Origin of the sequence: Streptomyces sp. WMMC940 (genome assembly GCF_027460265.1) — a bacterium.
Classification (GTDB): Bacteria; Actinomycetota; Actinomycetes; order Streptomycetales; family Streptomycetaceae; genus Streptomyces.
Genome location: NZ_JAPZBC010000001.1, coordinates 2354563 through 2375792, shown reverse-complemented (window position 1 = coordinate 2375792; position 21230 = coordinate 2354563). Strand labels below are relative to the sequence as shown.

The window sequence follows — 21230 nt, the reverse complement described above, 5'->3', positions numbered from 1 at the left end:
CCGGCGCTCCGGGCCGTCAGCCCGGCGGTCAGCTGCGGCACCGATTCCGTGCGGCTTCCGACATGCCGTCACGAACCGTCGAGCCAGCCCCGCAGGGTCGCCCGGGCCCCGGCCTGGAAGCGGGTCTCGGCGCCGAGCGACTCCAGCAGCCTGCTGATCCGCCGCCGTGCCGTGTGCACATGGACGCCCAGCCGGCGTGCGATCGCCTCGTCCTTGAGCCCGGCCGCCAGCAGGGCCAGCAGTTCCTTCTGCTCGGCGGGCAGCGCCCCGCCCGGCGGTGGAGGTTCCGGGGGCAGCGCCCCGCCCGGCGGGGCCGCCCGGTCCCACACCGTCTCGAAGAGCGGCACGAGCGCGTGGCGCACCAGCGCGTCCCCGACCACCAGAGCGGAAGCCCGGGGGTCCGCCGCGTCACCCGGGGGCAGCAGGGCGGTCCGCCGGTCGACGGCGATCAGCCGGGTCGGTACGGCCGGGGCGACCCGGGCCCGAAGCCCCCGCTCCACCAGCGCTTTGAGCGTCCGGATGCGCTCCGGCGCGGCGAGACCGTCCCGGTCCAGGACGGCCCGTACGCTCACTCCCCGGTCCAGCAGTCCCTCGATGCCGGGTCCCGGCAGGCGGAAGGTCCCGAATCCCGGCCGGCCCTTGACGTACGGCGGGCGGTCCAGGACGACCACTTCGCGCTCCGCGGACGCGAGCAGGTCGTCGGCGCGCTCCCGGATCGCGCGCTGCCCCGTGATCACTTCGATGCCGCTTCCCGGAACGGCCGGCGCTCCCGCCGTCAGCCGTCCCGCCAGCTGATCGGCGGTCATCCGTAATCGCTCCAGTTCGGCCGATTTCATGTGCAGTTCGGCCTGGCGGCGGTGGATGAGGGTGCGGATCGCGGCGGCCGGCGCGGCCGGGCGCGGCAGCGTCCCGCCCCCGCGCGGCGGCAGTGCGAGCCCGTGCTCCACGAGCCGGTCGAGCGCCGCGTCCACCTCGTCCCTCGGCAGCCGGAGGTGCACGGCCAATTCCTCGGCCCCCTCCGCCCGTTCCTCCAGCAGGGCTTCGTACGCGCGCTCCTCGGTCGCCCCCAAACCGAGGTAGTGCAACTCCGCCTCGATCATGCGGGGATTCTCACTCCGCCTTCACAGAGCACACAAGTGGGCATGTCCACTTCTCAACGCACCCGCCGCATTGATCGGTTGACGCCTCACGGGTTGCATGGCCATGACCACCTGAACCGGCTTACCAGCACGTGGGAGGGGTACGTACTGTGCGCAAGCCCAGGCACAACCAGGGAAGACCGGCACTCGGCATCACCAGGGGGACAGGGGCCGCGGCGCTCCTGGCCGCTGCCGGTCTCCTGATCACCGCGGTCCCGGCCCAGGCGGCGACCCCGCCGCCGGCACCGCCCGTCGAGGTCGTCCCCGGGGAGGACACCGCGACACCCGCTCTCGTCGAAGGGCTGCACGAGCCCGTGGACGCCAAGGCCGCTCCGGCGGACGCGGCCCGCCGGCACCTCGAGGCCAAGGAGAGCCGCTACCGCATCGCCGAACCGCGACGGGACCTCGCCCCCGTCCGCACGCTGAAGCGGGGCGTGGACGAGACCGTACGGCTCCAGCAGAAGCACCGGGGGATACCGGTCCTCGGCGGCCAGTACGTGGTGCGGATGGAGACCTCCGGCGGCAAACGCGTCGTCACCGGCACCTCCGGCAAGTACTTCACGGGGCTGACCACCGGCACCGAGGCCACGGTCGCCGAGGAGGTGGCGGTGCGCCGTGCCGTGAGCGCCACCGCGGCCCGGCTCGGCAACTCCCGGCTCACCGAGGCCGACGCCATCCGCAAGGAGGGCGAGAAGTCGCGGAAGGCGCAGGCGCTCACCGGCACCGCGGGCGGCCTCGTCGTCATCCCGCGGGGCGACGGAGTCCTGGCCCGCCATGTGACGGTACGCGGCACGAACCCGGTGACCGGCGAACCGGTGCTGGAGGAGGTGTACGTCGACGCGCGGTCCGGCTTCCCGGTGCTGCAGTACAGCGGCATCAAGTCCGTCACCGGGCCGTTGGCCGCGTCCGCCCGGCAGGCCCGGGCGGCCGGCGCGCCGGTGGGCGCGGCGGTCGACGAGCCCGCCGCCCCCGCCGCCAAGGGCAGCGGCCTGCGCCTGGACGGCGGCAAGGTCGACCTGGAGCTCAGCTTCGACGCGGCGACGGGCCGGTACGGCATGACCGACCACGCCCGCATGGCCGACACCAGCAAGAACACCCTCAGCACCTGGGACGCCTCCAGCCAGGACGTCGGTGACGTCTCGGGCCAGTGGCCCAGCGGCATCAAGGTGTTCGAGTCCGCGACCGCCGAGTTCGGCAAGGAGGCCACCGAAGCGGGCGCCGTCGACGCCCACTGGGCGGCCGGACAGGTCTACGACTACTACAAGAAGCAGCACGGCCGGAACGGACTCGACGGCCGGGGTTCCACCGTGAACTCGCTGGTCGGCGTGACCCTCTTCGGAGGCTCGTACGTCAACGCCTTCTGGGACGGCCAGAAGATGGTGTACGGCTCGGGCGACGAGGAGTTCAAGCCGCTCTCCGCCGATCTGGACGTCGTGGGCCACGAGATGACCCACGGAGTCGTGGAGAACACGGCCAACCTCGTCTACGCCGGGCAGTCCGGCGCGCTGAACGAGGCCGTCGCCGACTACTTCGGCAACGCCATCGACGTCACCGCCTCCGGCCTGTCGATGGACGACCCGGACGCGGGCCTCATCGGCGAGGACCTGTGCCGCACCAAGGGCCCGCGGGACTGTGCCCTGCGCGACCTCGACGACGGTGCCACCACCTCGAAGAACTTCCTCGGGGTGACGTTCGGCACCGACAACGGCGGCGTCCACCTCAACTCCACCATCTTCTCCGGTGCGCTGTGGGACATGCGCCAGGACCTGGGCGGGGAAGTCGCGGACCGGATCGTGTACAAGGCGCTGTCCGAGTACATGACGCCGCTCGACGGCTTCACCGAGGGCCGCAACGCGGTGCTGGCCGCGGCGAAGGACCTCGGCGTCACCGCGAAGCAGCAGAACGTGGTGAAACGGTCCTTCAGTGCCCATGGCATCGTGCCCGGCTGGGAGGACGCGCTCGGCGTCGACACCGACCGGCTCCTCGGCAAGCTGAACATCAGCGGCACGGGAGTCCAGGCGGGCGGCGGCTGGTGGACGGCGTCGCAGTCGAACGACGACGGCTCCGAGCCGTACTCGGTCTACGCGGGCAGGGCGGACGGCTCCGGCCACCCCAAGCTGATCAGCCCGAACGACGGACGCTTCCACGTGTACCCGGCGACGGACGGCAAGAACGTCGTCTGGGCGGCCTACGGCGCCACGAGCCTGGACATCCTCTCCCGTCCGCTGGCCGGCGGCCCCATCAAGAAGCTGTACACCTCGACCAGTGACATCTCGGGGCTGCGGGTCGAGAACGGCGTCGTGGTCTTCGAGAGCTTCGGCATCTTCGGCGACCGCCACGTCGCCTACCTCCGGCCCGGCGACACCCGGCCCACCTACGCCGACGGCGGCGGCTTCTTCGTGGCCACGGCGCTCCCGTCGATCTCGCAGGGCAGGATCGCCTACGCCAAGCTCTACCCGGGGGAGACCGGCTACCTGCTCGGCGTCGAGGTCCTGGACCTCAGGACCGGCACCAAGACGCTGACGGGGCAGCTCGGCGAGCCGCAGAGCCTCGGCCAGACCGGAATCAACGGCAAGCACGTCTTCTGGCTGACCGACGAGAACCTGAACGACACCGGCCAGACGGGTGTGCGCCGCGCGGACCTCGACGGTCGCAACGTCTTCGACATCGCCCCCGAGGCGAAGCCGCGGGCGCTGCACGGCGTCGACCTGACCGCGTCCGAGGACGCCGTCACCGTCAGCAGCCAGACGCCCGACACCCAGTGGCGCAACGAGACGCTGTCGAAGCTCTGGCAGCTGACCACGGACGGCAGCCGGCTGGAGCGCGTCTCCTGCAACCGCGGTGAGCAGATCTCGCCGGCCGCGGTGTCCGGCAAGCAGGTCGTATGGCTGGACGGTACGACCGGCTTCACGGACCTGGTCACCCGCATCCGCCCCGCGGGCCGCTGCGGCTGATCAACCCCGTTGACCGGAGCCCCGGTGCGGCAGTGCCGCACCGGGGCTCCGCGCGCGCGGACCGCCGCTTCCCGGCCCGGGTGGCGGCCGTCGGCGAGCGCCCCGAAGCCCCGGCACTGTGAGAACCCGGGTGAGGGGCGGACACGACACGATGTGGGCGTGTGCCGGAAACGAAGCTCGGTGTCGGTGTCGGTGTCGGTCTCGGTCTCGGGGAGTGGGGACGGGAGCGGATGGGGAGCCGGTGCCCGCCGTCGGACCATGCCTGCGAAATACTGGACGAGCTGCGGCGACGGCGGCCGCCGAAGGAACTTCTCATCGCCGGGAAAGCGCGCGAAGGGTGCTGACGTGCACGGAAGCGGTACGGGGAACGGACCCGAGCCGAGGGGAGGGAACGGAGTGGACCAGGAGGTCTCGGAATTCCTCGCCCTGGAGCGGGAGTTGGCCGTCTTCCTGCGCCGGGCCCGGGCGAGCTCGGGCGAGATGGCCCGCGAGGTCCATCCCGAACTGGAGCCCGCCGCGTACGGACTGCTCGTACGGCTGGAGGAGTCCGGAGCTCAGCGCGCCACCGATCTCGCCGGCTATTTCGGGGTCGGCAAGGCCACGATGAGCCGGCAGCTCCGCGCGCTGGAGGAGCTGGGTCTGGTCACCCGCGAGCCCGATCCGGCCGACGGGCGTGCCCAGCTCGTCGCTCTGACCGACGAGGGGCTCACCAGGTTCCGGGCCGTACGAATGGCCCGGCGCGACCGGTACGTACGGAAGCTGGCCGGCTGGGACCGCGGGGAGGTGGCCGAACTGGCCCGTCTGCTGCACCAGCTCAACACCCGTTCCGAGGAGGGCTGAGCTGGGGCGATGTTCCCGGGCCGGCCCGGTCGGCGGTCCGCCCCTGCGTCGGTCAGGCCCGCGGGCCTTCGGTGACCGGGTCCTGAAGCTCCGCGTACACCGCCGTCGCGTCGTCGTGGGTCTTCCAGCGCGTCGCCCCGCCCCGCAGCGCGTCCGCGGCCTCCAGCGCCCGTACGCGGTCGACCAGCCCGTTCGGTCCCTCCGCGCGCAGCAGCGCCATGAGGTCCGCCCAGCTCCCCTCCTCGAAGAGGTCGGTCCAGCGGGACGCCCCGTCGGTGAGCGCCGCCACCGCCCGCACCTCCGCGCGCGGGGTAGTGCCCGTGACCGCGTGCACCGCCACCTCCGGGTCCGCGGCCGCGGTGAAGAAGCCGCCGTCCTGGTTGCGCAGGGCGTCCGTCGCGCTGAGCGAGCGGAGGGTCTCCCGCGGGATGCGGTCCAGCCGGTCGTCCAGCACGGTGTGCACGAGTCCGTCCGGCGATTCCAGCAGCAGCGTCGAGTCCGAGAGGACCAGGTGCTCGACAGCTGACGCGCCCCAGCGCACGACGACGACGGTTGCTTGAGGCGTGCGGACGTGAGAAAGGTCACATGTGTCGCGATGCGTGTCGGCGGTGCGTCGAATGGAGAGGGCCAGGACCTCGGTCAGGGTCATATCCCTCCGCGAACCGGACAGTTCGAGCAGTGCTCCGCCCAGGCGCGAGGTGAACCAGGGGATGCCGTGCACACAACCGTCGTCGCCGCGGGGTGGCGTCACCCCGTCCAGGACGACCAGCGATCCGCCCTGGCCCGATGCGGGGAGGGCGAGTGACGCCCAGTCCTCGTTCGGGCGTTCGGCGGTGCCGGGCACGGTGACGAGTTCGAAGCGCATGATCCCCAGTCTGCATGAGTCGACACGATTCCTTCACGAAGCCTGCCAGGGCCTCCAATTGGTCTCCACCACCGGTTCGACCTGGGCGTTCTCCGTGGAATCGACTTCCCGTCGAGCTGCGGGCGGGCATCCTGCCAAAGCCTGGGCCGAAGGTCCAACCGACGCTCCGCGAGGACGGAAAGTGCAATCGCGAATGAGTTGTTTGCCAACTCCGTCGTGATGTTCACTCGTTCGTGTGGCGGAGTGGCCGATGCGCGTCCCCCTCTTGAAGCCGCTGGAATGGTCGTGGACCGTGCCAGGGGTGGGGGACTCTCATGATGACCGGCCGTCACCTCTGCTTCATGGGCGGACGAGTCAGGAATGCGAGCACCGGTGCAGAAGAAGCGGCCTCGGGGCAAGGGCAGCATGGGCAGTACGGCCTCTTCGGGGCCCGTGGCACCTCAGGTGCCCCCGGCGCCCGCGATCCCCTCGGCGACGTCGGACGGCCACACGAACCCCGAGCCTCCGGCGTTCACGGAGCCTTCGGCCCAGGCCCGGGCTGCCTCCGACCCCACGCTCCTCCCCGGCGGGCGGCCCGTGCGCGTGCGCCGCCGGCTGGTCGCGGGGGTCGCCGCGGTCACCCTCACGGTCGCGGCGGCCGGTGCTCCGGCGATCCTCCTCGCCTCCAACGACCTGACCGAGTCCCAGCGGCTCGTCACCCTCGCCGAGCTCAACCGGCAGGCCGTGACCCTGGCCCACTCCCTCGCCGACGAGCGCGACGAGGTCACCGCGTACATCGCGGCCGGCCGCGAGGACCAGCAGGGCGACAAGAAGGACCGCCGCGAGGTCTCCGCCAACCGCAGCGCCCGCGTCGACCGGCAGATAGACGAGATCCGCGGAAACGTCCCGGCCGCCCACGCGGAACTGCGCCGCGACCTCGGCGCCGTGAACTCCGTCCGGCGTACCGCGCTCACCGGCAAGGGCACCGCACTCGAGGCGCACAAGGCCTACACCGACATCATCGAGGGGCTGCACGCACTCGCCGACGAGCTCGCCGAGAAGACCCCGGCCCGCGCCGCCGACGCCACCCGCGCACCCGCGGCCCTCGGCCTCGCCGTCGAGCAGGCGTCCGCCACCCGCGGTCTGCTGCTCGCCGCACTGTCCGTGCCCGGCCCCGCGAACGACGGCCCCTCCTTCGATCCGATCACCGGACTGCCCGTGGAGGACGAGGACGACGCCAAGTCCGAGGCCGCACGGACCGTCCTGAGCTCCGCCGCACAGCAGGCCCGCGTCCGCGAGCTCGCCGCCCTCGCCGACTTCGACCAGGCCGCGAGCGCCGCGGCCCGCGAACGGCTCACCGGCACCGTCACCGGCCCCGACGTCAAGACGGCCGAGGCCTATCTCGCCCGGCTCACCGACCAGCCGGAACTCTCCGAGAAGGACCGCAAGTCCAACCGCGAGAAGCTCGACTCGTCGCTGTCCGCCAGGGTCGAGCAGATGCGCGGCGTGGAGTCGGCGCTCGCCTCCGCCCAGGTCGAGCGTCTGGAGCAGCTCCGCGACGACGACGTCACCGCCCTGGAACTGCGGATCGCCCTGCTCGCGGGCTGTCTCCTCGTCGTGGTCGGCATCTCCGCCGCCGTCGCCCGCACCCTCACCCGCCCGCTCGCCGTGCTCCGCATCGGAGCCGCCCGCCTCGCCGGTGCGCCCGAGGGCGAGGAGCCGATCCGCTTCACCGGCCGCAACGACGAGTTCGCCCAGGTCGTACGCTCCCTCAACACCCTGCACGGCAAACTGGTGGACCTCGCCGCCCGCGGTCGGCACCTGGACGCCGAGCGCGGGGAACTGACGGCCGTCCGGGAGGAGTTCACCGCCCAGCGGGCGGAACTCCAGGAGCGCACCGCCGAGGTCACCGAGCAGCTGGACAAGCTGCGCCGCACCGTGGGTCACACCTTCGTCAACCTCTCCCTGCGCACCCTCGGTCTCGTCGAGCGTCAACTGGGCGTCATCGAGGGCCTGGAGGAGCGCGAGCAGGACCCGGACCGGCTCGCCACCCTCTTCAAGCTCGACCACATGGCCACGGTGATGCGCCGACACAGCGAGAACCTGCTGGTCCTCGCCGGGGCCGAGCACGGCCACAGCCACCCCGGCCCGGTGCCGCTGGTCGACGTCATGCGGGCCGCGGTCAGCGAGATCGAGCGGTACGAGCGCGTCACCATCCAGTCGCTTCCGCCGCACGCCCATGTCGCGGGGTTCGCCGCGGACGACCTGAGCCACCTCGTGGCGGAACTGCTGGAGAACGCCACCTCCTTCTCGCCCCCGGACGCCCAGGTCCAGCTCTCCGGATGGCTGCTGGAGAGCGGCGAGATCATGCTCTCCGTCCAGGACGAGGGCATAGGAATGGCCCCCGACCGGCTCGAGGAGCTCAACGCTCGGCTGGCGTCCACCGAGCGGGCCGACGACCTCGACCCCGGTGAGGGCGGCGAGGGACTGGGCCTGAAGGTGGCCGGTCTGCTCGCCCGCCGGCACGGTGTACGCGTCCAGCTGCGCGAGCAGAAGGGCGGCGGCATCGCCGCCGTCGTGGTCCTCCCGCAGGGTCTGCTGCCCGAGGGGGCGGCGACCGCCGCGAGGCAGACGGCTCCGGTGCCGGGAGCCGGTCCGGCGGTGAACCTCCCCGGCTCCGTCGCGGAGGCCAACTCCAACGCGCTGCCCGGCCGTCGCACCGCCGACGGCGATCCGCTGGTCGCCGCCGCGGAGAGGGCCGTCCAGGACGCCGGTGCGGGCGAGCCGGGGACCGCGCCCGTCGTACCGCGGACCACGCCCGTCGTGCCGGGCCCCCGGCAGTCGCCGGAGGCGGAGACCGGGACGGGCATCGGTAACGGTGCGACGTCGTCCGGCACCGGGACGGGCATCGGTAACGGTGCGACCACGTCCGGCACCGGGGCCTTCGAGCCGGAGTCCGGGGCGTCGCCGGTGGACCGAGCCGCCGAGGCCGCGCACGGGCGCTCGCCCTTCGCGCCCGAGGCGGGCACCGGTGCGCACGTGCCCGGCGTTTCGGGGGCCGACCCCGTGCCCGGCCCCGAGGGCCTCACGGCTCCGTCCGGCGCGGGAGCCTCCGCCCCCGGAGCCCATGGTGCCGAGCCCGGGCGCTCGCCCTTCGCGCCCGGGCCCACGGACGCTCCGACCGGCTTCCGGCCCGAGGCCGGTTCCGCTGCCGCCGACGAGGACGCGCACGCGCACGCCGACGAGGACGCGCACGCCGACGAGGACGCCCACATCGACGAGCCCGTCGCCTCCACCCCGGAGACCACCCTCCAGGTCCGGCTGCCCCACCCGGCGCCGGAGCCCGACGCCCACGAGCGCGACGAGACGGGGGCGGCCCCCGGTCACAGGCACGGCGCGGACGCCGCCGCCCACCAGGCGCCGGGGACCGGTGCGGCCGCCCACCAGACGCCGGGGACCGGCGCCGTCACGGAGACCACCGCGCCCGACGAGCCCGTCACCGACAAGGGGCTGCCCAAGCGGACGCCCAAGGTCGTGGCCCCGTTCGGTGCCCAGAAGGAGCGCCGCAGGTCCGTCGACGCCGAGGAGCTGCGCCGTCGGCTCGGCGGATTCCACCAGGGCGCCAAGGACGGCCGCCGCGACGTGGAGGCGGAGCTCGCCGACACCACCCGGACGCACGGCACGGAACAGAAGTCGCAGAGCGAGGAATCGGGGGACACCGTCGAGGAGGCACACAGTTGACCGCGACAGGAACCTTCGGGCTGAGCAGCGAAGCCCGTAACCTTCACTGGCTGTTGGGCAACCTCGTCGAGGAGGTACCGGGAGTACGCTCCGTCGCCGTCGTCTCGTCCGACGGGCTGCTCCTGCTCTCCTCCGACCCGGCCCACAACGCCGCCCCCGCCACGGCACCCCGCCAGGACGGCCCGCGCGGTTCCAGCGCCGACCTCGCCACCATCGTCTCGGGCATCGGCAGCCTCACCATCGGCGCGGCCAAGCTCATGGACGGCGGCGGAGTCAAGCAGACCATGGTCGCGATGGAGGAGGGCAGCCTCTTCGTGATGTCGATCAGCGACGGCTCGCTGCTCGGCGTGGACGCCACCGCGGACTGCGACATGAGCGTCGTCGCCTACCACATGGCGCTCTTCGTGGGCCGCGCCGGACACGTACTCACCCCCGAAGTCCGCAGTGAGCTGCGCAAATCGTTGGAGAGCGCCAAGTGACGTCCGCCGCCCAACCCGCACCCAGGCTTCCTGTACGGGGTGAGGGCAAACGCCCCGCCCGCGTCCGCCCGTACTCGCTCACCGGAGGCCGCACCCGCTTCGGCCACGTGCTCCTCGTCGAGACGTTCGTCGCGGCCCTGGAGGCGGGCGACGAGTGGGGACTCCCCGCCGGAGGCAGGGGGAGCAAGGAGCTCACGAACGGCAACCTCACGACCCGTGTGATGCCGGAGATGCGGGCCATCGTCGAACTCTGCCGCCGGATGCGGACGGTCGCCGAGATCTCCGCGCTGCTGAAGATGCCCCTGGGCGTGGTCCGGGTGCTGCTCAGCGACCTCGCGGACCAAGGAAGAATACGCGTGTACGGCACCGGGCACGGCGACGGCCGCCCGGACCGCGCGCTGCTCGAAAGGGTGCTGAGTGGACTCCGCCGTCTCTGACCTCCCCACCGCCGCGGAGGACGAGAACGTACAGGCCTGGCAGAACGACCACACCCGCGCACCGATCGCCACCAAGATCGTTGTCGCGGGGGGCTTCGGCGTGGGCAAGACGACCTTCGTCGGGTCGGTCTCCGAGATCACGCCCCTGCAGACCGAGGCGCTGATGACGCAGGCGAGCGAGGAGACCGACGATCTCACCGCCACGCCCGAGAAGCTCACCACGACCGTCGCGATGGACTTCGGACGGATCACCCTCGACGACGACCTCGTGCTGTACCTCTTCGGCACCCCGGGCCAGCAGCGGTTCTGGTTCATGTGGGACGACCTGGTGCGCGGGGCGATCGGCGCGATCGTGATGGCCGACACCCGGCGGCTGAAGGACTGCTTCCCGGCACTCGACTACTTCGAGAGCTGCGGGATCCCGTACGTCGTAGCCGTCAACCACTTCGAGGGGACCCCGTCCTACGAGGCCGAGGACGTACGGGAGGCCCTGACCGTACCCCCGCACGTCCCGGTTGTGATCATGGACGCGCGCAACCGGATCACGGTGATCGAGTCACTGCTCGCACTCGTGGGCCACGCGCTCGACGTCACTCCCGAATAGCCTCCCGTCGTCCCCCGATTCCCGTACGTCTCCATCCCCGTACGTCCAGAAAGAGACGCGCCATGCGGAAGATCCTCATTGTCGGCGCCGGTCAGTCCGGACTCCAGCTCGCCCTCGGCCTCCAGACCCAGGGCTACGAAGTGACCCTGATGTCCAACCGCACGGCGGACGAGATCCGGTCCGGCCGGGTCATGTCCACGCAGTGCATGTTCCACACCGCGCTCCAGCACGAGCGCGATCTGCAGATCAACTTCTGGGAGTCGCAGGCCCCGAGGATCGAGGGCCTCGGCGTCTCCGTGGCCGGTCCCGAGTCCCAGCGTGTGATCGACTGGGTCGGCAAGCTGGACGGCTACGCCCAGTCCGTCGACCAGCGGCTGAAGATGGCCGGCTGGATGGAGACCTTCGCCCAGCGCGGCGGCCAGCTCGTGATCCACGGCGCGGCCGTCTCCGACCTCGACTACTTCGCCCGCACCTACGACCTGGTGCTCGTCTCGGCGGGCAAGGGCGAACTCGTCTCCATGTTCGGCCGCGACGCCTCGCGCTCCCCGTACAGCGAGCCCCAGCGTGCCCTCGCCGTCTCCTACGTCCACGGTCTCGGCCCGCGCCCCGAGCACCCCGAGTTCGACGCGGTCCGCTGCAACCTGGTCCCGGGTGTCGGCGAGCTGTTCATCATGCCGACGCTGACCCTTTCGGGACGTGCCGACATCCTGTTCTGGGAAGGCGTTCCGGGCGGCCCGCTCGATGTCTTCCAGGGCGTGAAGGATCCCGCCGAACACCTCTCCCTCACGCTGGAGCTGATGGAGAAGTACACGCCGTGGGAGTACGCCCGCGCGACGAAGGTGGAACTGACGGACGCCAACGGTACGCTGGCCGGCCGCTACGCCCCGACCGTGCGCAACCCGATCGGCCGGTTGCCCGGCGGCGGCCTGGTGCTCGGCGTCGCGGACGTCGTCGTCGCGAACGACCCGATCACCGGTCAGGGCTCCAACTCGGCCTCGAAGTGCGCCGCTTCCTACCTCGACTCGATCGTGGGGCACGGCGACAGGCCGTTCGACGAGGAATGGATGCGGACGACGTTCGACCGCTACTGGGAGACGGCTCAGCACGTCACCAAGTGGACCAACGCGATGCTGGGCGTTCCGCCGGAGCACGTGCTCGACCTGATCGGCGCGGCGGGGCAGCTCCAGCCGGTCGCCGACCGCTTCGCGAACGGCTTCAACGACCCGTCGGACTTCGAGAACTTCTTCTTCGACCCGGAGAAGACCTCGGCGTACCTGGCCTCGGTCGGCGGCGCCACGGCCTGACGCCCCGCGGCTCCGCCCCCGGCCCCGGACGCTCGGGACCGGGGCGGAGCCCTGTCCGGGGCCCGTTGGGGCCTCCCCGCGGGGTTCCGGGGCAGGCGGCCCTCCGGCCGTGAGGGGCCGGACGTGCGCGGTTCGGCGACCGCCCGGGCGGTCGAGGCCCGCGTCCGTATCCCTGCGCTCCGCCGCGTTCCCGCGCCGCACGGTGGGGGACGGGGCCGGTGCCGACGGTGCGGATGGCCACCGGGTGCGGACTCCCTGGTGGGCTAAGGCGTTCCGCCGGGCGGTCGGGGCGCGCTCGGCGACCCGGGCGGCGCCGCCGTGACCGCGGCGGGCGCCGCTGCCGGGCGGCCCGGTGCGCCCAGAACGGAGAGTTCCTCCGGTGAGAGCGAAGCCAGCACCTCCTCCACGTCGTTCAGGCGGTCCCGCAGCGTGTCCCGTTGTGCGCGCTGCCGCTCGGCGAGGGTGCGCTGCGCGTCGAAGGCCCGGCGGGAGGCCACCGCCAGGGCGTCCGCCCGGCGCGCCCGCTCCTCCAGCCGAGCGATCGTCGCGCGACTGCTGTCCGCCGCGCGCGACAGGAGACGGCCCTGCTCCAGAGCGCTCCGGGGGTCGCGGGCGAGCAGCAGCCGGAGGTACGGGGACAGTTCGGACCTGCCCTGGTACTGGCGACGGGCCAGTCGTCCCGCCTCGTCCCGGCTGCGGGCGAGGGCGCCGCGCGCATCGGCGAGGGCGGTGCTGAGCCGTCTGGTCTCGGCGGCCTGCTCGACGAGCATGTCCCTGGTGGCGCTGTACGCCTCGCTCGCCTCCGCCGCCTGCCGGAACAGCCCCTGCAGCCGGGTGAGGGCCTGGGAGACCCTTGCGGGTACGGCACCGACCACCGGCCCGATCGCCGGTCTCCCCGGTACCGCGGCGGGCATCGCGGGTAGTGCGGCCGGTCCTCCAGGTGCCCGGGCGGGTTTCCCGGGTGCCCCGGGCAGGGGTGCGGTGGCGCCGGCCTCCGTGCCGTCACCGACCTGCGCCGTACCCGGTCCCGTACCCGGTCCCGTACCCGGTCCCATGGACGGCCCCGGCGCGGACGGCTCACGTGCGGCGGGGTTTGCAGCGGGCGCACCTCCGGCGGCCGCTTCCCCTGCCGCCGTGGGTCCGGTTGCGGTCGGCCCGAACCCCGTGGGACCGGCTGCCTTCGGTCCGGCCGCCGTGGGTCCGGTTGCGGTCGGCCCGAACCCGGTGGCCCCGAGCGCCGCAATCGCGACAAGTGCCGCCACGCGGCGGGCTCGCAGCATGCTGTCCGACACGTCATCACCTCCGGTTGTCCACGGACTCCGTCGGCGATGATGCGGCGCTGCCCGTACGAGGGCCGCCCGAGTGGCCGGACCGGACCAACACCGTCACCGCTGCGGGCGGTCCCGCCCGCAGTGCGGCGTGTCGGCTGGCCGCCCCGCCCGGTCCGTCAGCGACCGAGGGGCAGTCCGTAGAAGGCCCGGTCGCGCCACACGACGGCGGTGCGACCGGCCACCACACCCCGGTAGCCGGTCACCGGATCCGGGCCGCCCGCGTCCTGGAACTTCCACAACCGGGTGCCGTCGGCCGTGGAGAACGCCGTGACCTGCGTGGACTCCATGACCAGCGCGGTACGCCCGCCGGCGGACAGCAGCACACGCGGCTGACCGCCCCCGCCGCCGGCCTCCGTGGACCGCGTCCACCGCGCGGCGCCGGACGCCGCGTCGAGTGCGAACAGCCGGTGCCCGGCCGTCGGCACGAAGAGGGTGCCGCCGTGGACGCTCCCCTCGCCCGCCGCGCCGACGGCCCGCCACAGTTGCTTGCCGCTGCGGGTGTCGTAGGCGTGCAGATCCGGTCCCGCCGGGGCGAACAGCCGGCCCGCGGGGTCGCCGAAGACGGGTGCGCTCTGGTGGACGGTGCCGAAGTACCTGCCCCACAGGCGCTTGCCGCCTGTTCTGTCGTAGAGGGCGAACAGCCCGCGTCCCTTGTTCGCCTTCTGCTGCTGCGGGGTGAGCGAGCCGCCGTCCTGCCGTACGAGGAGTCCGTCGGGGCGCACCGCGACGCCCTGGTACCGGGGGACGGCGTTCCGGCTGCGGCCGTTCGGGACCTGGGCGCGCCACAGCTCCTTCCGGGCGACGGCGTCGTAGGCGACGAGGAACGTCCCGGCGCCCGCCGTCCCCGTGAACCAGACCACCGGTCCCTCGGTGGCCGTCACCGCGCTGACCTGCACGGGCGCAGCGATCCGATGGCGGACCGTGCCGTCCTGCGGCGACAGCCAGAGGAAGTGCGCGGCGGCGATGACGAAGAGGTCGTCGCCCGCGACCACCGGGCGGTGTCCCGCGCTCGCGGCGGCGGGCTGGGTCCACAACCGGCGGCCCGTGCGCAGATCCACACCCGTGCAGCCCCTGCCGTCCGACACGACCAGCACCCGGTCGCGCCAGGCGGTGACCTGCGCCGAGCCGTCGCCCGCGTGGCGGTACGCCCACAGCGGCGTCGGCGGCACACCGGCCAGCGGCTTCGCGGCGGGAGCCGGCCCGGGCCGGGGGACGGGGGCCGTCACGTCCCCGCCCCGGAGGGCGGCCCCGACGCCACCCCCGACCAGCAGCCCGACTGCGCCCGCGGCGGCTCCGAGAACCAGCGCCCGCCGCTCAGCGCCCGCCTTGGCCGCGAGCACCGATGCGGTGAGGGCGGACTTGGGCGAATCGCCGCCGTCCGGCGCGGCAGGGGGCGTGTCCGTGAGCCGGACCGCCCATCCGGCGTGCGCCTCCGGTGCCGGAGGATCCGGGTCGGGAGCCGGGGCAGGGCGGACACCCCGCGCGGCGGAGACCGGCTCGGATCCGTGGGCCGGTGGGGCATCCGGCGTGTTGGCCGCAGGACGGGGCTCGCCGACCGGAAGGGCACCCTGCGCGAACGAGCCCGCCCGGTCTGCCGCGGCATCCGCCGAGGCGCCCTGGCCCCGGGGAGCGGCCGGCGCCGCCGTCACCCTGTCGACGCGACGCACATCGGCGGGGGAGAGGGCCAGGATTCCCCGGCCGCGGTCGTCTTCGGGCCCCGCGCCCGGGGAATCCTGCGGGGCAGGGCCGGTGCCGTCCGGGCCGGTGCCGGTCGCGTCGCCGGACGGGACCGCGGGCAGCGCGGGGCGGCTCCCGCCCGTGTCCCGCGCGGGACACGCGGTGCCGGTCGCGTCGTCCCGTGCCGTGGTGGATGCCCGCTCGCTCGGGCCGGCGTCCTGCGGGGGAGGCGTCCCCGCGCCCGCCGTGCCGCCGGGCGGCAGCGCCCGCACGCCGGGCGCCGCGCCCCGCGGGACGGCCGGTCCGCCGCCCCGGGCGAGCCGGGTCACCGCATCGGCCTGACCGGCCAGGGCCGTGAGCACCGGCTCCGGCAGCCAGCCCTCCTTCGCCGGCGCGGCCGCGCCTCCCAGGGCGAGCGTCGCCGCGGCGCTCCCCGCGGTCGGCCGGTCGGCGGGGGACTTGGCGAGGCATGACGCCACCACGTCGCGCAACCCGTCCGGAACGCCGTCCAGTTCGGGTGCGGCGCCGGCGATGGCCCGGCCGTCCGGGAACGGCGTGGTCCCGGTGGCGGCGTAGGCGAGGAGGAGGCCGAGGACGAAGAGGTCGGAGGCCGTGCCGGGCGGCTCACCGGCGAGTTGCTCGGGGGTGAGGTAGCCCAGCCGCACGGTCAGCCCGCCGCCGGGGGCCGGTTCGGCGTGCGCGGCAGCCCCCAGGGCGCCGAAGGCCGACAGCCGGGGCCCGTCGGAGGCCAGCAGCACGGTCCCCGGGGCGAGACCGTGCAGCACCGCGCCCGTCGCGTGGACGCGGGACAGGGTCTCGGCGAGCGCAGCGCCCAGCGTCCGTACGGCTCGCTCCGGGAGCGGCCCGGCGAGGACGATCGCCTCGTCGAGGGTCACGGCGGGCACGTACGCGTACGCGGTCCACAGCGCGGACCCGCCCGTGGACAGGTCGAGGGGGGCGGTGACCCATCCTCCCGCCAGCCGCTCCGCGGTGCGCGCCTCCGCCGAGAATCGCGAGCGGAACGCCGGCAGCGCCGCGAGCTCCGCGCGGGCGAGGGAGAGGAGCACCGGTTCACCGCCGGACGCCTCGTCGAGCCCCACGTACTGGACGGCGCTCGCGGTCGCGCGGAACCGCGCCAGCGTCGTGTACGGGCCGATTCGGCGCGGATCCCCGTCCTGCAGCGCCTCCCGCAGTGCCTCCATCGGCGAAGCTCCCCCCGTGGGTCGTCGAACGCCGTTGATCCTATTCGGCCCGCTTCGGCTTCGACCAGGGCCAGTTGAGCCTGCGGCGCTCCCGCCCCTCCGGCGCGTACTCGTACTTCCAGCCGCGCGGCAGCCCGAGCCGCCTGGAGTGCCCGGCGGTGACCCGGCGGTAGGCGTACACGGTGTGCGGGCCGCCGTCCTCGTCCGGCACCGGTACCTCGTACCAGAGGGGTGGGTTGCCGGTGGGGCCGACCAGGACGGGCAGGACCCGCCCGTCGAGCGGACCGCCGACGAAGGGGGTGTTCTCGCTTCTCACCCGTCCAGTCTCGCGCAGGGGCGCCGTCCCGTCCCTCCCGGGGCAGGGCCCGGGCCCTGTGGCAGGACCGGCCCGCGACCTGCGCCGGACGGGCCGGACACCTGCGCCGGACGGGCCGGACACCTGTGCCGGACGGGCCGGGAACCCGTGCCGGAGGGGCCGGACAGCCCTGCCTGAGGGGCCGGGACCCGCGCCGGACCGGCCGGACACCCGTGCCGGGTGCACCGCCTCGCGACGCCTCCGGCACGAGCTCGGCGTGCGAGCCGGACCGGATCGACAGACCCACGCAGTGCACGTCCTCGGCGAGGGCGGCGCCGACGATCTGCTCGGGCGTGAGCCGGTGCACACCGTCCCGCTGCGTCGCCCCACCATCCGGAGCACGTCCCGTACGAGGGCGATCGATCCTCCGCCCTGCGAGGCACCGCAGCGGACACCGCGATCGTCCCGGCAATCCCTGCCGGGCCGGCGCTAGAGCAGGTGGCCCGCGTCGCCCACGAGGGGCAGTACGCGCCGGGCGAGCGTCCCCACCGGGCCGGACCGGGTCTCCAGGGCGAGCAGTTCCCGGACGACGCCCGCGGTCTCCTCGTCCGTGACCGCGGTCGCCGCGAGCAGGGCGACGAGATGGTCGACGAGCCAGTCCCGGAGCTCCCCGGCGGACGGGCACTTGTCCTCGTCCAGCCAGATCAGCGAGGCCGCCTCCACCGCGGCGATCCAGGTGCGCACCATCATGCGCACGCGCGCGCCGGGTTCCGGTACGCCGAGGTGGACCAGGATCTGCTCGGCGGCCGCGCGCCGCACCTCGTCCACGATCGCGCTGGTCCGGGACGTCTCGGCGACGCTCCCGCCGCGCATCAGCGCGCTGAACCCGGCGTCGTGCTCGTCGACGAAGTCGAGGTAGCGGTCCAGGACCCGGCCCAGTCGTTCGGTCGGCGGCCCGGTGGGCGGTTCCGCGAAGCACAGCACGAGCGCGTCGGCCGAGCTGCGCAGCGCGGCCTCGTACAACTGCTGCTTGCCGCCGGGGAAGTACCGGTACACGAGCGGCCGGGACACCCCGGCGGTCTCGGCCACGTCGTCGAGCGACACGTCCTCCGGCGCCCGGTGTGCGAACAGCGTGAGGGCGGCGCGGAGGAGCTGGTCACGCCGCTCCTCCACACTCAGGCGCCGGTACGCGCGCGTCGCGGGAGCACTGGAGGTCATACGGGCAGCCTAACCGCCGGTTCCCGCAGCCGGGGTGCCGTCCGGACCGGTGGCCGGAGTCCGGCCGGGTGTGGCCCGGGAGGGCCGCTTGCGCCCGACGGGTAGGCCGCTTCCGGGCGAGGGACCGCGCGCCGGACCGCGCCCGCTTCCGCCCGCCCGTTTCCGCCCGCCTGTTTCCGCCCCGCGGCGCACCGTTCCGCCCCGCGCCCGCTGCCGCCCCGCGGCGCACCGTGCCCGGGCCCCCGGCGCCAGGCCGCCCTCAGGCGAGGAGCCCCGAGCTCTTCCACAGCCGGCGGCCCGGGCCCCGGAGGACGCCGATGTCGTCGAGGAAGTCCGTGAGGCGCCTGGCGCCCGACTGCATCACCTCGCGGCGGTGTCCGCTCGCCTTCACCTGGGCGACGGCCTCGCGCCGGTCCAGGCCGACGTTCTCGTAGACCTCGGGATTGATGAAGCACACGGAGAAGACCCGGGCCGCCTCGCCGCAGCTGAGCCGGGTGAACTCCTGCTCCCAGCGCGGCGCGGTCACCATCTGGCGGCGCAGCTCCTCACGCGCGTACCGCACGTGCCGCGCCTCCTCCACCACGTGGATCCGCGTCACTCCGCGGACCAGGGTCTGGACGCGCTCGTCCGGGAAGGTCAGGCGCTGCATCCAGTCGAGGATCTCCTCGCCGAGCAGCGTGGCCGCGAAGGAACCCGGGGTCGTGGAGACGGTCTTCAGGACGCGGGCGAGGTTGTGGTAGACCCGCGGTACCGGGTACGCGGGGGCTCCGCCCTTCTGAATCATCTTCGCGAACATCATCGAGTGGCGGCACTCGTCCGCTATCTCGGTGAGGGCGTAGCGCACGTGATTGCTGGTCACCGGCTTGTCGTAGATGTGCCGCACCAGCAGCTGCATCAGGATGATCTCGAACCAGATGCCGAGCGAGGCGAGGGACGCCGCTTCGTGCCGGGCCAGGTCCATCCGCTGCTCCTCGGACATCCGCCGCCACAGCGGGGTGTCGTAGAGGGACACCAGCTCCGGCGGCCAGAACCACTTGCCCTCCTCGATCGGGGCGTCCCAGTCGAGCTCCTCGTCGGGGTCGAAGGAGTGCTTGGCCGAGGACTCGAGCAGGCGCGCGGCGACCTGTTCGCGGTCCCGCAGGGGCCCGAGGGCATCGCGGAGGAGCGTGAGATCGCGTTCGGTCGCAGTCGTCATGGCAATTATGAGACTGCGCGTCAGTAAGCCCGTCAATCCCCTGTGCGGCACTTGTTGACTGCTCGTCTACCAACGTGTGAGTCTGCCGACAGACCGTCAGTTCGTCAGTGCGAGGCGAGGGAGCCTTTCGTGTCGACGTATGACCACTACACCAGCCCGCCCCAGCATCCCGTCTGGTCCGTCCCGGCCACCGGCGCCGCCCGCTTCAGCTGGGAGTACGGCTCAGGCCGGGACCGACTGCTCGCCCTTTACCAGAAGGGCAAGGACAAGCAGTGGGACGGCGCCAAGCGCATCGACTGGGATCTCGAGGTCGACCCGTACGACCCCCTCGGCACCCCCGACGAGGCCCTCAGCCTCTACGGAACGCGCCACTGGGCCAAGATGACCGAGAAGGACAAGGGCGATCTGCGCCGGCACTACTCCTCCTGGCAGTTCAGCCAGTTCCTGCACGGGGAGCAGGGCGCGATGGTGTGCGCGGCGCGGATCGTCGAGTCCGTTCCCGACCTCGACGCCAAGTTCTACTCCGCCACCCAGGTCATGGACGAGGCCCGGCACGCCGAGATCTACGGGCGCTTCCTGCACGAGAAGATCGGGATGCTGTACCCGATCAACGACAACCTCCAGGGCCTGCTCGGCGACACCCTCCGCGACTCCCGCTGGGACATGCCGTACCTCGGCATGCAGGTGCTCATCGAGGGCCTGGCGCTCGCCGCGTTCGGCATGATCCGCGACACCACCGACAAGCCGCTTCCCCAGCAGATCCTGGCCTATGTGATGCAGGACGAGGCCCGGCACGTCGCCTTCGGGCGCATGGCGCTCCGCGACTACTACGAGCAGCTCACGGACGCGGAGCTGCGCGAGCGCGAGGAGTTCGTCATCGAGGGCTGCTACCTCATGCGGGACCGGATCCGCGGGCTGGAGGTCCTGGAGGACTTCGGCATCCCGCGCCGGGAGGCCGAGGAGTACACCGAGCAGTCCGAGTTCCTGCACCTTTTCCGCAAGCTGCTCTTCAGCCGGATCGTGCCCTGCGTCAAGGACATCGGGCTCTGGGGCGAACGGCTCCAGAAAGCGTACGTCGACATGGGCGTGTTCGAACTCGGCGACTCCAACCTCGATCTGCTGATGACCCAGGACGAGGAACTCGCGGAGCGCCTGGACCGGGAGCGCTTCGCGGCGGAGGAGGCGGAGCGGGTGGCCGAGGTGGAGGAGGCGATCGCGGACGGGGCGGACTGAGCGCGGCCGCTCGCGCCACGGCCGTCGATCACCCGATCGGACGATGCTCCGGGAAACCGCCTGGGTACGCTGGTCGTACCAGGCAGACTCCGCCGCATGGGAGCGATCATGAGCGCCGCACGCGAGTACGGGTTGGACGACCAGTACGAGTGGGCCCGCCCGCCGGCGGACGGCTGGACGGCGGACGACCTGGACAGGCTTCCCAACCTTCCTCCGCACACGGAGTTGATCGACGGGAGCCTCGTCTTCATGAGTCCGCAGACCCGATTCCATTCGCGCGCCATGCGTCTTCTGGAGAACGCGCTCATGGACCAGGCACCGGACCACCTGGAGGCCCTCCGGGAGATGACGATCAAACTGGACCGGCGGAACCGGCCGGAGCCGGATGTCCTCGTGGTTCCGGTCGAGGCGGACACCGGTCCCGGCCAGACGTGGTTCATGCCCGAGGACGTCGTCCTCGCCGTCGAGGTCGTCTCGGCCGACTCGCTGGAGCGCGATCGTGAGGTCAAGCCCCGCAAGTACGCCCAGGCCCGCGTTCCGCATTTCTGGCGCGTCGAGCAGAGCGACGGGCTGCCCGTGGTGTACGTGTACGAACTCGACCCGGCCACCGCGGCGTATGTGCCGGTCGACATCTTCTACCAGACGCTCAAGGTCGATCGTCCTTTTCCCATCGAGATCGACCTGACCGCGATCAACCAGCGGGGGCCCCGCGCCTGAGCGGTCCCGCACCGGTCAGG

The 21230-nt window shown here is 73.0% G+C and carries 16 protein-coding genes; 9 read left to right on the top strand and 7 right to left on the bottom strand.

Annotation, left to right across the window (positions count from 1 at the left end; all coding sequences use genetic code 11):
- Positions 1 to 68: 68 nt before the first annotated feature.
- The gene (locus O7595_RS10265; protein ID WP_269728405.1) at positions 69 to 1100 is read right to left on the bottom strand and encodes a helix-turn-helix domain-containing protein; all 1032 of its coding nucleotides are present in this window, start codon (positions 1098 to 1100) and stop codon (positions 69 to 71) included.
- A gap of 149 nt (positions 1101 to 1249) precedes the next feature.
- Between O7595_RS10265 and O7595_RS10260 the strand changes: the two genes are divergently transcribed.
- Both O7595_RS10260 and O7595_RS10255 read left to right on the top strand, forming a co-directional pair.
- Positions 1250 to 4093 (top strand): M4 family metallopeptidase, encoded by a 2844-nt coding sequence (locus O7595_RS10260; protein ID WP_269728404.1) that lies wholly within the window; start codon positions 1250 to 1252, stop codon positions 4091 to 4093.
- A gap of 345 nt (positions 4094 to 4438) precedes the next feature.
- Positions 4439 to 4933 (top strand): MarR family winged helix-turn-helix transcriptional regulator, encoded by a 495-nt coding sequence (locus tag O7595_RS10255; protein WP_443071589.1) that lies wholly within the window; start codon positions 4439 to 4441, stop codon positions 4931 to 4933.
- Positions 4934 to 4985: 52 nt separating this feature from the next.
- On the opposite strand, the gene O7595_RS10250 is transcribed toward O7595_RS10255, so the two are convergent.
- A complete protein-coding gene (locus O7595_RS10250; protein ID WP_269728402.1) occupies positions 4986 to 5798 on the bottom strand; it encodes a protein phosphatase 2C domain-containing protein in 813 nt (270 codons plus the stop codon).
- Between the two features lie 372 nt (positions 5799 to 6170).
- On the opposite strand from O7595_RS10250, the gene O7595_RS10245 reads away from it, so the two are divergent.
- From O7595_RS10245 to O7595_RS10225, 5 genes are all read left to right on the top strand, one after another.
- A complete protein-coding gene (locus O7595_RS10245) occupies positions 6171 to 9518 on the top strand; it encodes a sensor histidine kinase (protein WP_269728401.1) in 3348 nt (1115 codons plus the stop codon).
- Entirely contained in the window at positions 9515 to 9997 is a 483-nt protein-coding gene (locus tag O7595_RS10240) for a roadblock/LC7 domain-containing protein (RefSeq protein WP_269728400.1), read from the top strand. The genes O7595_RS10245 and O7595_RS10240 overlap by 4 nt, the downstream gene beginning before the upstream one ends.
- Entirely contained in the window at positions 9994 to 10434 is a 441-nt protein-coding gene (locus O7595_RS10235; RefSeq protein WP_269728399.1) for a DUF742 domain-containing protein, read from the top strand. The genes O7595_RS10240 and O7595_RS10235 overlap by 4 nt, the downstream gene beginning before the upstream one ends.
- The gene (locus O7595_RS10230) at positions 10415 to 11038 is read left to right on the top strand and encodes a GTP-binding protein (RefSeq protein WP_269728398.1); all 624 of its coding nucleotides are present in this window, start codon (positions 10415 to 10417) and stop codon (positions 11036 to 11038) included. Before O7595_RS10235 ends, O7595_RS10230 begins: the two co-directional genes overlap by 20 nt.
- 62 nt (positions 11039 to 11100) lie before the next feature.
- On the top strand, positions 11101 to 12342 hold the full coding sequence (locus O7595_RS10225; RefSeq protein WP_269728397.1) for a styrene monooxygenase/indole monooxygenase family protein: 1242 nt from the start codon (positions 11101 to 11103) through the stop codon (positions 12340 to 12342).
- 263 nt (positions 12343 to 12605) lie between these two features.
- Here the strand turns inward: O7595_RS10225 and O7595_RS10220 are convergent, their stop codons facing one another.
- The 5 genes from O7595_RS10220 to O7595_RS10200 all read right to left on the bottom strand — a co-directional run bounded on the left by O7595_RS10220 (position 12606) and on the right by O7595_RS10200 (position 19260).
- Positions 12606 to 13256: a coiled-coil domain-containing protein gene (locus tag O7595_RS10220; protein ID WP_269728396.1), complete on the bottom strand. Its 651-nt coding sequence runs from the start codon at positions 13254 to 13256 to the stop codon at positions 12606 to 12608.
- 533 nt (positions 13257 to 13789) lie between these two features.
- Positions 13790 to 16552, bottom strand: a complete 2763-nt coding sequence (locus tag O7595_RS10215; protein ID WP_269728395.1) for an outer membrane protein assembly factor BamB family protein — start codon at positions 16550 to 16552, stop codon at positions 13790 to 13792.
- A gap of 40 nt (positions 16553 to 16592) precedes the next feature.
- Positions 16593 to 16868 (bottom strand): hypothetical protein, encoded by a 276-nt coding sequence (locus tag O7595_RS10210; RefSeq protein ID WP_138053207.1) that lies wholly within the window; start codon positions 16866 to 16868, stop codon positions 16593 to 16595.
- Between the two features lie 468 nt (positions 16869 to 17336).
- A complete protein-coding gene (locus tag O7595_RS10205) occupies positions 17337 to 18065 on the bottom strand; it encodes a TetR/AcrR family transcriptional regulator (RefSeq protein WP_269728394.1) in 729 nt (242 codons plus the stop codon).
- Between the two features lie 259 nt (positions 18066 to 18324).
- Positions 18325 to 19260 carry an AurF N-oxygenase family protein gene (locus O7595_RS10200; protein ID WP_269728393.1) on the bottom strand — a complete coding sequence of 312 codons (936 nt, stop codon included), beginning with the start codon at positions 19258 to 19260 and terminating at the stop codon, positions 18325 to 18327.
- A 129-nt stretch (positions 19261 to 19389) separates the two neighbouring features.
- Between O7595_RS10200 and O7595_RS10195 the strand changes: the two genes are divergently transcribed.
- Both O7595_RS10195 and O7595_RS10190 read left to right on the top strand, forming a co-directional pair.
- Positions 19390 to 20493 carry a ferritin-like domain-containing protein gene (locus O7595_RS10195; RefSeq protein ID WP_269728392.1) on the top strand — a complete coding sequence of 368 codons (1104 nt, stop codon included), beginning with the start codon at positions 19390 to 19392 and terminating at the stop codon, positions 20491 to 20493.
- Positions 20494 to 20601: 108 nt separating this feature from the next.
- Complete coding sequence (locus O7595_RS10190) at positions 20602 to 21210, top strand: Uma2 family endonuclease (RefSeq protein WP_269728391.1); 609 nt, start codon at positions 20602 to 20604, stop codon at positions 21208 to 21210.
- Positions 21211 to 21230 lie beyond the last annotated feature (20 nt).

Bases quoted from the DNA above. Each gene is read 5' to 3' on its own strand.
- O7595_RS10225 (WP_269728397.1), top strand. From the start codon at position 11,101: ATGCGGAAGATCCTCATTGTCGGCGCCGGTCAGTCCGGACTCCAGCTC.
- O7595_RS10200 (WP_269728393.1), bottom strand. From the start codon at position 19,260: ATGACGACTGCGACCGAACGCGATCTCACGCTCCTCCGCGATGCCCTC.
- O7595_RS10265 (WP_269728405.1), bottom strand. From the start codon at position 1,100: ATGATCGAGGCGGAGTTGCACTACCTCGGTTTGGGGGCGACCGAGGAG.
- O7595_RS10205 (WP_269728394.1), bottom strand. From the start codon at position 18,065: ATGACCTCCAGTGCTCCCGCGACGCGCGCGTACCGGCGCCTGAGTGTG.
- O7595_RS10250 (WP_269728402.1), bottom strand. From the start codon at position 5,798: ATGCGCTTCGAACTCGTCACCGTGCCCGGCACCGCCGAACGCCCGAAC.
- O7595_RS10220 (WP_269728396.1), bottom strand. From the start codon at position 13,256: ATGCCCGCCGCGGTACCGGGGAGACCGGCGATCGGGCCGGTGGTCGGT.
- O7595_RS10215 (WP_269728395.1), bottom strand. From the start codon at position 16,552: ATGGAGGCACTGCGGGAGGCGCTGCAGGACGGGGATCCGCGCCGAATC.
- O7595_RS10190 (WP_269728391.1), top strand. From the start codon at position 20,602: ATGAGCGCCGCACGCGAGTACGGGTTGGACGACCAGTACGAGTGGGCC.